General features: G+C 45.4%; 12 protein-coding genes. 8 read left to right on the plus strand and 4 right to left on the minus strand.

The genetic code is table 11. The features are described 5' to 3' along the window. Positions 1–10: 10 nt before the first annotated feature. From yidD to CCC70_RS08955, 4 genes are all read right to left on the minus strand, one after another. On the minus strand, positions 11–223 hold the full coding sequence (gene yidD / locus CCC70_RS08940) for a membrane protein insertion efficiency factor YidD (RefSeq protein ID WP_015526553.1): 213 nt from the start codon (positions 221–223) through the stop codon (positions 11–13). Beyond that, positions 201–563, minus strand: coding sequence for a ribonuclease P protein component (rnpA, locus tag CCC70_RS08945; RefSeq protein WP_059086518.1), 363 nt, complete (start codon positions 561–563; stop codon positions 201–203). Before rnpA ends, yidD begins: the two co-directional genes overlap by 23 nt. An 82-nt stretch (positions 564–645) precedes the next feature. Next, a complete protein-coding gene (rpmH, locus tag CCC70_RS08950) occupies positions 646–780 on the minus strand; it encodes a 50S ribosomal protein L34 (protein ID WP_005423866.1) in 135 nt (44 codons plus the stop codon). 205 nt (positions 781–985) lie between these two features. After that, positions 986–1,231, minus strand: a complete 246-nt coding sequence (locus CCC70_RS08955) for a hypothetical protein (protein WP_129975748.1) — start codon at positions 1,229–1,231, stop codon at positions 986–988. Between the two features lie 121 nt (positions 1,232–1,352). Between CCC70_RS08955 and dnaA the strand changes: the two genes are divergently transcribed. The 8 genes from dnaA to CCC70_RS08995 all read left to right on the plus strand — a co-directional run bounded on the left by dnaA (position 1,353) and on the right by CCC70_RS08995 (position 12,462). Next, positions 1,353–2,720, plus strand: coding sequence for a chromosomal replication initiator protein DnaA (dnaA, locus tag CCC70_RS08960; protein ID WP_015526555.1), 1,368 nt, complete (start codon positions 1,353–1,355; stop codon positions 2,718–2,720). Between the two features lie 277 nt (positions 2,721–2,997). Beyond that, the gene (gene dnaN / locus CCC70_RS08965) at positions 2,998–4,113 is read left to right on the plus strand and encodes a DNA polymerase III subunit beta (protein ID WP_270390094.1); all 1,116 of its coding nucleotides are present in this window, start codon (positions 2,998–3,000) and stop codon (positions 4,111–4,113) included. Positions 4,114–4,550: 437 nt separating this feature from the next. Continuing rightward, complete coding sequence (locus CCC70_RS08970; protein WP_021650164.1) at positions 4,551–4,757, plus strand: RNA-binding S4 domain-containing protein; 207 nt, start codon at positions 4,551–4,553, stop codon at positions 4,755–4,757. A 4-nt stretch (positions 4,758–4,761) separates the two neighbouring features. Continuing rightward, positions 4,762–5,853 carry a DNA replication/repair protein RecF gene (gene recF / locus CCC70_RS08975; protein WP_270390093.1) on the plus strand — a complete coding sequence of 364 codons (1,092 nt, stop codon included), beginning with the start codon at positions 4,762–4,764 and terminating at the stop codon, positions 5,851–5,853. A gap of 55 nt (positions 5,854–5,908) precedes the next feature. Next, positions 5,909–8,806 carry a hypothetical protein gene (locus CCC70_RS08980; RefSeq protein WP_270390091.1) on the plus strand — a complete coding sequence of 966 codons (2,898 nt, stop codon included), beginning with the start codon at positions 5,909–5,911 and terminating at the stop codon, positions 8,804–8,806. Between the two features lie 27 nt (positions 8,807–8,833). After that, a complete protein-coding gene (gene rsmA / locus CCC70_RS08985) occupies positions 8,834–9,709 on the plus strand; it encodes a 16S rRNA (adenine(1518)-N(6)/adenine(1519)-N(6))-dimethyltransferase RsmA (RefSeq protein ID WP_118516177.1) in 876 nt (291 codons plus the stop codon). Positions 9,710–10,133: 424 nt separating this feature from the next. Next, complete coding sequence (locus CCC70_RS08990; RefSeq protein ID WP_270390088.1) at positions 10,134–10,601, plus strand: DUF1002 domain-containing protein; 468 nt, start codon at positions 10,134–10,136, stop codon at positions 10,599–10,601. Between the two features lie 958 nt (positions 10,602–11,559). Then, complete coding sequence (locus tag CCC70_RS08995; RefSeq protein WP_022426933.1) at positions 11,560–12,462, plus strand: 30S ribosomal protein S1; 903 nt, start codon at positions 11,560–11,562, stop codon at positions 12,460–12,462.

The raw sequence follows: 12,462 nt of genomic DNA on the forward strand, positions 1-12,462 counted from the left end.
ACAAAATAATTCATGGCACAGGGTCATAGCCTCCGTGGGAAAAAGGATTGCATCGCAATATCCTCCATGCCGCAAGAAGACTGCCCTTAAATGCGCCATATTTTTCGATTGCTTCCAAACCATATTGAGAACATGTGGGAATATAAGGACATTTCGTTCTCTTCATCGGCGATATATATTTTTGATAGAGCCTTATCATCTTAATCAGAAATTTCTTTATCATGTTCATTCCCTGTTATATGATGCTTTCTTGCAAGATGCAGAAAAGCACTCTCGATCTCGTGAAAGCTCTTGCCCTTGGCTGCGGCTCTCACTACTACTACAATATCAAGGTTACTGTCAAAATCTGTTTCGTTGAGACGATAGCTTTCTCTGATCAATCTGGTGAGTCTGTGGCGAACCACACTGTTCCCTACTTTTTTGCTTACTGATATTCCCAGACGATTCTTCATGTGCTGATTCTTCAGCACGTACATCACCAGAAGCCGATTTGCGTACGATGTTCCGTTCTGATATACAACTTTAAAATCTTGATTTTTCTTTAAGGACTCTGATCTGATCAAACGAATCCTCCTTAATTAGATTCCGCCTGCGCGGATATTTCTCCGGATAGAAGAAAAGACCACATAAATGCGGTCTTGCAGCTTATGCTGATAACTGTTTTCTTCCTTTTAATCTTCTTGCAGCTAATACTTTACGTCCGCCCTTTGTGCTCATGCGAGCTCTGAAGCCGTGAACCTTAGCTCTGGATCTCTTTTTTGGCTGAAATGTCATCTTCATAGGTAAAGCACCTCCTTTATCTATTTTTAATTGTTATGAAATAACTTATCATTCAGAACATCGTTTCAATTATATAAATAAACATCCTTTTCGTCAAGTAAAAATTGCAAAAAACCCGATAAAATCAAGGGTTCTGTAAAATACCCCCACCTTACGGTATTTACTTTTTTCTCTTATGTGGAAAGCGCTTATGGTTTACGTAACATTATCCACATTTTGTGGATAACTTGTGGATAACTTGTGGATTGACCGGAAATCTATCCACTTTTTCGGAGGGTTTGTTCACATCGTTTTCAAAAAAACCCTTTATTTGCGGTATTTTTAAGGTGGATTTTTTTATACACATAATTCTTCCACATTTTCCACCAATTCTCGACTTATGGAAACCTCCAGGACTCTTATCCACAATAATCCACCCTAATCCACAGTAATTTCCCCACATTATCCACATTCTTTTCCCCAAAATCTCAAGGATTTTCCATTGCGAAAACCCCATTTTCATTGTAATATATAAAAGGATATTTATCTCCAGTCGCAGACTGGGGTTATTATAATACTCATGGGAGGAAAAAATGGACGCTGTTATTGAAAAATGGGAGGAGATCCTGCAAACTGTCAAATCTGAATATGAGGTGACTGATGTCCCTTTTAATACCTGGCTCAAGCCGCTGAAAGTTTATGAGGTTGACGGAAAGCTGATAACAGTGGTTGTTCCCTCTGAACAGGCAGCGATCGGAGTCAATTACATCAGTAAACGCTACAAAATACCCCTCCAGGTTACTATCTGTGTGCTGACAGGCATGGAAGAATGCGAGGTTCGCTTCGTTCTGGAAAAAGATCTCCCCAAAAAAACAGAAAAAAACACTTCTTATGATAAACAGGTTCAGGATACACGTTACGAAGAGGCGCATTTAAATCCAAAATACACCTTCGACACCTTCGTTGTAGGAAGTAATAACAAATTCGCCCAGGCCGCAGCTCTTGCAGTTGCCGAATCACCGGGAGATACCTACAATCCACTGTTTATCTATGGCGGAGCCGGTCTTGGTAAGACGCATCTTATGCATTCCATCGCTCATTTCATTCTGGAACACGACGAAAACAGCCGTGTTTTGTATGTAACCAGTGAAGAATTTACCAACGAGCTGATCGAAACCATCCGAAACGGAAATAACACGGCAATGAGCAAATTCCGTGAAAAATACAGAAATATCGACGTTCTTCTTGTCGATGATATTCAGTTTATTATAGGAAAAGAATCCACACAGGAGGAATTTTTCCATACATTTAACAGTCTTCACAGTGCCAAAAAGCAGATCATCATATCCTCAGATAAACCACCGAAGGATATGGAAATCCTGGAAGAGCGCTTCCGTTCCCGGTTCGAATGGGGTCTGATCGCAGATATCACGCTGCCTGATTACGAAACCCGAATGGCGATCCTTCATAAAAATGAAGAAATGAACGGCTACAACATCAGTGAAGATGTTATCAAATATATCGCTACCAATATCAAATCCAATATCCGTGAGCTGGAAGGTGCCTTCAACAAGGTCATGGCCGGAGCCAAACTTGAAAAAAAGGAAGTAACTCTGGAGCTGGCAGAGCAGGCACTGAAGGATATTATTTCTCCGGATGAGAAAAAAGTGATCACACCGGAATACATCATCTCCGTTGTTGCAGAGCATTACGGAGTCACACCTGCGGACTTAAGCGGAAACAAACGAAACTCCAAGATCGTCATGCCCCGCCAGGTTTCCATGTATCTCTGCCGTGAGATCATATCCACACCTTTGAAAAATATCGGAAAAGCGCTCGGAAACCGTGACCATACCACCGTTATGCACGGTATTGAAAAGATCGAAAACGAATTGCAGAACGACGATAACTTAAAAAATACCATTGATATATTGAAAAAGAAGATTAATCCACAAGGTTAGGGAAGTTTTCCACATTACTGGTGTATAACGTGTTGATTGTATGTGGAGAGATGTGTACAACTTTTTTGCCAAAACGCGGCGGTAATTTTATCCCCGGTTTATTCACATGCGAAACTACCACTTTTACACAAAGTTATCCCAACGGAAAACCCCTGAAAACATCAAGCCTGCGGGAGTTTTTCACAAAATCTGGCCCCCTACGGCTGTTACGGCGGATTTTTTCTATAAATATATTTATAAAAACCACAATTTGTTCAGAAAGGGAGTTATACACACTATGAAAATCATCTGCTCCAAATCAAGTCTGTTAAAAAGTGTAAGTATCGCACTCAAAGCAGTTCCATCAAAAACCACAATGCCGATCCTGGAATGTATTCTTATGGATGCAACCACAAACCAGATCAAATTTACCACCAACGATATGGAGCTGGGAATTGAAACTATCGTTGAGGGTACTATTGAAGAAAAAGGTAAAGTTGCTCTTGATGCAAAAATCTTCTATGAAATCATCAGACGACTTCCGGATAATGATATTACCATCAAAACTGATGATAAATATGCAGCAACCATTACCTGTGAAAAAGCAAAATTCAATATCCCCGGAAAATCAGGAGAAGATTTTGCTTATTTACCGATGATCGAAAAGGATGAACCACTGACGATCTCTCAGTACACACTGAAAGAAATGATCCGCCAGACTATTTTTTCTATTGCTGTAAATGAGAACAATAAGCTTATGACCGGTGAACTTTTTGAGATCAAAAATAACTGTCTGAAGGTAGTTTCTCTGGATGGACACCGTATCGCTATCCGAAAAATGCCCCTTAAGAAAGATTATTCTGACCGTAAGGTGGTAGTTCCGGGCAAAACTTTAAGCGAGGTCAGCAAGATCCTTTCCGGAGAAGTGGATGATCAGGTCAGCATTTACTTCACAAAAAACCATATTTTATTTGAATTTGATCAGACTATGGTAGTTTCCAGACTGATCGAGGGAGAATATTTCAGAATTGACCAGATGCTTTCCAGTGATTATGAGACAAAACTGAAGATCAACAAAAAAGAGTTCCTGGATTGTATCGACCGTGCCACACTTCTGGTACGTGAGGTTGACAAAAAACCGATCATCATCAACATCACAGATGATGATATGGAGCTGCGCATTGATTCTGCAATGGGTTCCATGAATGAGGAGATCGATATTGAAAAAGAGGGTAAGGATATCATGATCGGCTTCAACCCGAAATTCCTGATCGATGCGCTTCGTGTTATTGATGATGAAACCGTGACGATCTATCTTGTAAATCCGAAGGCCCCGTGCTTTATCCGTGACGATGAGGAGAACTATACTTACCTGATCCTTCCTGTAAATATCAACCAGAATCAGGCCAGATAAAACCTGGGTATATAAGAAATAAGGGACAAGAGGTGGCGCGGCAGCTTCGGGAATGCGGGTGTACGTGTGAGACGCACATACTTGAAGCTGTGAACAGAATTGATATCGACAGCCAGGATATGTAAGTGTCCGTATGGTGCGTACAGCCTGACAGCCGGTATCAGGATCGACAGAAACAGATACACCTAAAATGAGTGACCGTTTTTGACCGATTTTATATGGGAATGCGATCGTGTTCTGAAAAGTGTTTCGTGTGTAAACTACTGGAAGGGGGTATTTAAATTACCACCTTCCGGTGAAATTTGTATTTTGGGGGATTTTCAAACGGATATCCATAATTGAAGCAGAGGACTTACCTGATGCGGTTAAATACCGCCAGGAGACCAGAAAAGACCGATCTGACGGAGAAAATACCCCGGAGATAAGAGGAGAAAAAATTGGAGATCAGAATTAAAGACGAATTTATCAAGCTTGGTCAGGCGCTGAAGCTGGCCGGTGTTGTGGAGGACGGCGTTGAGGCGAAATATGCCATCAATGATGGTCTGGTACTAGTGAACGGTGAGGTGGAGAACCGCCGTGGCCGCAAGATCCATCCTGGAGATACCATTTCCTACGATGGAAAAGATATTTATGTGATCGGGTGAAGGAATGTACATTGAATCCATCAGACTGAATAATTTCAGGAATTATGAGTTGCTGGAGATGAATTTTGATCAGGGCACCAATATTCTCTATGGCGACAATGCCCAGGGAAAGACCAATATCCTGGAGGCGGTTTATCTGGCAGGTACCAGCAAATCCCACAAGGGAAGCAAGGACCGGGAGATGATTCGCTTTGAGAATGAGGAATCCCATATCCGAATGATGGTGAAGAAGGGCGATCTTTCATACAAAATAGACATGCACCTCCGGAAAAACAAAGCAAAGGGAGTTGCCATCAACGGGCTGCCGATCCGCAAGGCAAGGGAGCTGCTGGGGGTGGTGAATCTGGTGTTTTTTTCTCCGGAGGATCTTAATATTATCAAGGATGGACCGGGAGAGAGAAGACGTTTTCTGGATTCGGAGCTTTGTCAGCTGGATGGTGTTTATATCACGGAGCTGGCCGGCTACAATCACATCGTGAACCAGAGAAACCGTCTTCTCAAAGACTGTTATATGAACCCCGGGCTGAAAAGTACCCTGGATGTCTGGGATATGCAGATGGTCGATTACGGAAAGAAGATTATCGGGAAGCGGGAAGCCTTTGTGGAGGAGCTTAACGAGATCGCAAGGGGGCTTCATAAAGGCCTTACCGGCGGGATCGAGGAGCTGGAGATCCTGTACGAGCCAAGTGTGACGGCGGCGGAGTTTGAGGATAAGCTTTCCAGGAACCGGGAGCGGGATCTTCGGATGAAGCTGACCTCCGTGGGACCGCACAGAGATGATTTTTGCGTAAAGGTCAACGGGATCGACATCCGGAGGTATGGTTCCCAGGGGCAGCAGAGGACTGCGGCCCTTTCCCTGAAGCTTTCGGAGATCTATCTGGTGAAGAAAAAAATCCGGGATACACCGGTTCTTCTGCTGGATGATGTTCTTTCGGAGCTGGATAGCAGCAGGCAGACATATCTGCTGGAAAGCATCCACGATATACAGACTCTGATCACCTGTACAGGACTGGATGATTTTGTCAGCCATCAGTTCAAGATCAACAGGGTTTTTCAGGTGGTAAAGGGGCATGTTTATATGCCTAAAGGGTTTTGACAAGCCCATATGCATATGGTAAACTGATTCTGATTATGGAAAGTTGGTGAATATTTTGGATAAAGAGGAGTTTCGCGTTAAGCTGGGACAGATCAATAAGCTGGTCGAGACCCAGGATTACAAAGGCGCCATGCAGATTGTTGACAGCATTGACTGGCGTCGTGTGAAAAACGTCCGTACCCTTTGTGTAGTGGGCGAGATCTACGCGGCCAACAAGCGCTATGAAGAGAGCAAGGAAATTTTTCTTCTTGCCTACCACAGAGCGCCGATCGGCAAGAACATACTTTACCGTCTGATCGAGGTTTCCCTGAAAATGGGACAGATCAGTGAAGCCACAGAATTCTTTGATGAATACAGAGAAGTGGCAGGTAATGATAACAGCCAGTATATACTGAAATATAAGATCGTCAGAGCGAAGAATGCATCTCTGAATGAACAGATCCGTATTCTTGAGGAATATAAGGAGAAGGAATTTACGGAGCGCTGGTCCTATGAGCTGGCCAAGCTCTATTACAAGGCAGGAGACAAGCAGAAGTGCCTGGATCTCTGCAATGAGATGATCCTTTGGTTCAATGACGGAACTTATGTGATGAAGGCCCTTGACCTGAAACAGCGGATGGGTGTTCTCACTGGCGAAGAGAAAGAGAAATACGAACAGCGTTTTATCCCGAAGCTGATCCCGCCGGAAAAGGCGCAGGAGATCAGGGAGAGCAAGGAAGCATCCGGCGAGTATGAGGAGGCAAAACCGGTCACAGATACTATCCAGGTAGATGATGAGCGGGATCTGAACAGTGCGGAGACATTCCAGGAGAAGCTTTCCAAGGGATTCCGTGATATCTTTGGCGGACATAAGAAATCTGCGGAAGAGGATATGGAGGAAAAAGAAGCTGCGCAGGATGAAGAGCAGGATGAGGTTTCCACAGGCTCTGAGGATGTGACAGAACAGGCGGAAGCGCCGGAGGCTGAGACTGCTGCGGCAGCAGAACCGTCAGAGGAGTTTACAGATTCTGAGGAGATCGAAGCAGCAGAAGGAAGTGAGGAAGCTTCGGATGAGCCTTCTGAAGAGCAGGAAGAGTTTTCCGGACAGGAAGTGGATGAGATCCCGCTGGCATCCGGTGTTGAGAACCTGTCATCCGGAAGTATGAAGCTGCAGGCTCAGGAACAGCAGGATAAAGAGGAAGAAGAGACTTATCAGGAAGCGGAAGAAGCTGAGGCTGAGAAAGCTACAGAGATGTCTTTGTCCCAGAGTGTTGCAGAGATCATGAAGGAGAAGGCTGCCGGAAATGAGGAAAGTGAGGAGAAGCCTGCAGGGGTTCCGCTCAATGAGGAAGGCAAGCCTGATTTTTCCGCAACGATCCGTATGCCGGAGCTGAAGATCCCGAAGTCCATGATCAATGTGGACCCGGAGAATGCAAGCAGTTCCGCGGAGATCCCGGATGCGTCCGGAATTTTCGGAAGTATCGAGGATATTGCGGCATCTGTAGGTGACAGGTCCGGGAAGGATAAAGATAAGGACTTCAACCTGGAGGATACTATTCTGGCAGCAGCTACACAGCAGGGAATCGATATCCCGGAGGAAGAGAAATCTCCGGATGTCCAGCAGTCCGACGTAACGGAAGAGCCGGCAGGTATTGAGGATCTGGATATTGCGGCTGATGAATTTGTTCCGGAGGAGCCGGATGCGGCAGATATCGAGGATATCATGGCGCAGATCTCCGCTCAGCAGGAGGAAGAGGTAACGGAGACTTCCGATACCAGACTTCCGGATATCGTATTTGATGAGGATGAGGAGCCGGTTACTGAGGAGGATCTTCAGGCTGCAGAAGCAGAGTTTCTGAATGGTCCGTCAGGAGTACAGAAGCCGGTGGAAGAAGAGGATATGCTTCCGGAGATTCCTTCACTGGAATCTGAGGAGCAGGTGCAGAAGGCGGCAGCAGAGCCTTCTGCGAAGCTTCATCATGAGGAACCGGTGGCTTCAGCGGAAGAGGAAAATCTTCTTGATGAGGAAGAAGAATACAGTGATGACGCCTTTGAATTCCAGGAAGAGGATGACGGGGATGACTTTATCAGCAGTCTCATCGGTGATGATTCTGATGAACCCATGGAAGAGGACGATGAGGAAGAGGAGCTCAGCGAGGAAGAGCAGCTTGAGAAATTTATCGCTACGATCCATCCGGAGAAGGATCCTACAAAGATCGTTTCCAGAAAGAAAGAGCTCACAGAGGAAGAGAAGAAGCTTTTCACCTATTTTGTTACAGTTCCCGGAATGAAGGAACAGCTGCTTGATGTACTCTGCGATGTGCAGATGGGCGCAGCAGACAAGACCTCCCAGACCGGAAATGTGATCGTTATGGGCGGCAGAGAAACAGGTAAGACGAGACTGATCTCAAGTTTGATCCCGGCAATCTGTAAAGAGCTGAATATCGAGGCTTCCAAGGTTGCCTATATATTTGCGGATGATCTCAACGGAAAGGATATTCCGGAGATCGTATCCAAGCTTGCCGGCGGTTTCCTTGTTATCGAGGATGCAAACCAGCTTTCCCAGGAAACAGCAGATGAGCTTGAGGAAGCTATGACCGGAAACACAAAGGGAATGATCGTGATCCTGGAGGATGAAAAGATTGGTATGCGTAAGCTGATCGCAAGATATCCGAAGCTTGCGAAGAAGTTTACATCCATGATCAACATTCCTGTATTTACAAACGATGAACTTGTTAATTTCGCCAAGGTCTATACCATGGAGAATGGATTCCGTATCGACCAGATGGGCATGCTTGCTCTGTATAATCTGATCGGGATCAACCAGAAGGAGGATCAGCCGATGTGCATCGGTACTGTGAAGACCATGCTGGATAAGGCTATGGAGAGAGCTCAGAGCGGATTGTTCAAGCGTTCCAAGAAGCGTGTGGACCGTGATGGCTACACGGTACTTTTTGAAAAGGATTTCAGCTGAAAATAAGAAAAAGCAGAGGTAAAAAATATGGCCAGACCTTATCTTGGTAACCCGAAATATACCATTGAAGTCCTTCAAAAGTATCATTTTGTTTTCCAGAAAAGGTTTGGTCAGAATTTTCTGATCGATGAGCATGTTCTGGAAAAGATCATTGAGTCTTCGGGTATCACGAAGGATGATTTTATACTGGAGATCGGTCCGGGTATCGGAACTATGACCCAGTATCTTGCGGAGGCTGCCAGAGAGGTGGCTGCTGTGGAGATCGACAGTTCGCTGATTCCGATCCTTAAGGATACGTTGAAGGACTGGGATAATGTTTCCGTGATCAATAACGATATCCTGAAAACGGATATCAAAAAGATCGCAGATGAGAAAAACGGCGGTAAGCCTGTGAAGGTGGTTGCGAATCTGCCGTATTACATTACGACTCCGATCATCATGGGGCTTTTTGAGAAGAATGTTCCTGTGGATTCGATCACTGTCATGGTGCAGAAGGAGGTTGCAGACCGTATGCAGGTTGGTCCCGGTACCAAGGATTACGGTGCGCTTTCTCTGGCTGTGCAGTATTATGCGAAGCCGGAGATCGTTGCGAATGTACCGCCGAACTGTTTTATGCCGCGGCCGAAGGTTGGAAGTGCGGTGATCAAGCTGACGCGTTATGAGAAGCCGCCGGTGGATGTGAAGGATGAGGGGCTTATGTTCCGTCTGATCCGTGCATCTTTTAACCAGAGGAGAAAGACGCTTGTGAACGGGATCAGAAATTCCGGAGATTTTTCCCTGAGTAAGGATGAGATCGAGGATGTGTTCAACAGGTGTGACCTTCCGCTGAATATCAGGGGTGAGGCGCTGACACTGGAGCAGTTTGCGATGCTTGCCAACTGTATTTATGATGAGAAAAATTAATATATGATAAACGCAAAAAGAGCCCGGGCAGCTGTTCCGGGTTCTTTTTGCGTTTCCGGACGGGAATGTTGGAGAGGTTTCCTGTCCGGACCTATATATTTGTTATAGAAAGGAGGTTATGTCTGAGGTGTCAGACATAAGTAAGTAATGAAAAATTTACATCTTCTATTTTACTGATGAGATGTTAGGAAAGTTTGTTTAAAATATGAAAATATTGTGAATATATTTTTGTGATATACATAAAGTCTGAATGGTGTGGGTGGGAATGGGGAAAATTGAGGTTTACAGAGGGGTGGGGGTGTGTGGTATACTGAGGGGCGTCGAAAAGGTAATGATGAGGTAATAAAAAGGCAGTAAAAGATAGTTAAAAATAGTAAAAGGCAATTTTTGATAAGGGCTGGTGCCCGTATGGAGGTTGAATATTATGAGAAGATTGAACAAGGTTACAGCTTTGATTGTTGCAGGTGTTATTTCATGTACATCTCCGATGATGGTTATGGCGTCTGATTCCGGTTCTGTTATGAGTCAGGCGGAGGAGATCCTGAAGGATAATGAGGTTGGGTCTCTTGCTTCTGATCCGGATAAGGTTGGGGATATCATTGTTTATGTGAAGGGGCTTTTTGATTCTAACCAGATCACGGATGATGAGATTTCTCAGGGGATCGATGAGGCTGCGGATCATTATGGGGTGAGTCTTAATGAGGATGATAAGAGTTCGCTGGTTAATATTATCAGTAAGTTCCGTGGGATCGAGATGAGTGATGATCAGATCAAGGGATATGTGAGTGATGCTTATAGTACTTTGAAGGATATGGGTGTTACGAAGTCTGATGTGAAGAATATTTTTGAGAAGGCGATTGAGTTTATTAAGGGGATGCTTTCACGGCGGTGATGGTTTGTGATGGCTGGTTCCTTGGCTGGTGTTTTTGATGATGTTTTAGATGGAGTTTGAGTTAGAGGGTGAGGGTTGTGGCTCTTTTGTTGGGGTTGTTGTTGGTTTGTTTGGTTGAGATGTACAATATGTACAATGCTTAGGGTTTCGGTTTTGTTTGTGAATGTGGTGTTTTTATAAATTGGGGGAGGGTGTTTTGAAAAAAATTGTGCAAATGCGCTAATTGTTTACGAGATGTTCATTGTTTGTTCATATTTGTCTGGTAGTATAGGGATAGTTCGAAAGAACGTTACGAAAGACGCTGTAATGGTGTGTATCTGTATCATTACACATACAATTTTTTTCATAATAATCGCCCCGGTAAGCCACTACCGGGGCACTCCTCGTTTTTGGGCCTTTTTTGGGCTCTTTTTTTGTGGGTGGGGATGGATGGAGGGAGGGACGGACGGACTGCCGGAGGGGCGGCTGCATGGTCGTGCCTGGTGCGGTCGTTTCGCCGGGGCATACTAAGCGTCTGAGTCTTCTGCCGTGCAGGGCGCCCCATAACTCGCCATGTACTCTGATGCGTACCTGGCTCAGACAGATGGGGCTTACTCTGCGGCTTGTGGCCGCAGAGTACCTTCCCGTCAGAAGCCTCAGGCGCTAAGTATGACCAGCGGCTTACTCCGACGCACCGGGTCCCGACCATGCAGCCGCCCCTCCGGCAGTCCGTCCTGTGCGTTGGAGAGAAACAAAGAAAGCATCTTGGAGAGAAATAAAGAAAGCATCAAGGTTGTGATAAATGGGCTGATCTGAGTCTGTTCTGTGCGTTGGAGAGAAATAAAGGGGGTAAGAAATTTCCAGTGCAAAAAATATAGCGCGGGTGGGGTGTGCATGCTATAATGATTAGGATTATAGTGCTGTCGGCTGTTTTGGGGGCGGCGGTGGTTTGTTTTTTGTTTGAATGGGAGGTCTGGATATGGCGGAGTCTATGAAGGATTTTGAGAGGGAGCTGGAGGCTTCTTTTAAGAGGATCGATGAGGGTGATATTATCTCAGGGACTGTTGTGAGTGTGGATGAGTCGGGGGTTGTTCTTGACCTTAAGTTTTATGCTGAGGGTTTTATTCCGGTGGAGGAGTTTTCCCGGGTGCCGGGGTTTAATATTAAAGAGGCTGTTCAGCCGGGGGATGAGGTTCAGGCGATGGTTCTTCGCAGGGATGATGGTCAGGGGAATATTCTTCTTTCCAGAGCGGATGCTGCGGATGTGCTTGCCTGGGACAGGCTGAAGGAGCTTCAGGATTCGGGTGAGGTTCTGGATGTTGTCGTGAAGGGGATCGTTAACGGGGGTGCCATTGCTTATGTTGAGGGTGTCCGTGGTTTTATTCCGGCATCCAGGCTTGCTTTGGAGTTTGTTGAGGATACTGAGGTGTTTCTGAATAAGCCGATCCAGGTGCGGGTGATCGAGGTTGATAAGGCGAAGAAGAGGCTGGTGCTTTCGGCGAGGGAGATTCTTCGTGAGAGGGCTGAAGTGGAGAAACGGAATAAGATTTCCAATATCCAGGTTGGCTTTGTGACGGAGGGTACGGTTGAGAGTTTGCAGCCGTATGGTGCTTTTGTAGAGCTTGGGAACGGGGTTTCCGGGCTGGTGCATATTTCTCAGATCTGTGAGAAGAGGATCCGGAAGCCTTCTGAGGTTTTGAGTGTTGGGGATAAGGTTAAGGTGAAGGTTATCGCGATCAAGGATGGTAAGCTGAGCTTGAGTATTAAAGAGGCATCGGATCTGATGGCTAAGGAGGTTGAGGAGGAGTCTTTTGAGCTTCCGGAGTCGGGGGAGGAGGCTACTACTTCCCTGGGTGCTTTGTTTGCAAATATTAAATTATGA

Source organism: Blautia sp. LMAG:89, from assembly GCF_008679485.1.
In the GTDB taxonomy this organism is placed as follows: domain Bacteria; phylum Bacillota; class Clostridia; order Lachnospirales; family Lachnospiraceae; genus Blautia_A; species Blautia_A fusiformis.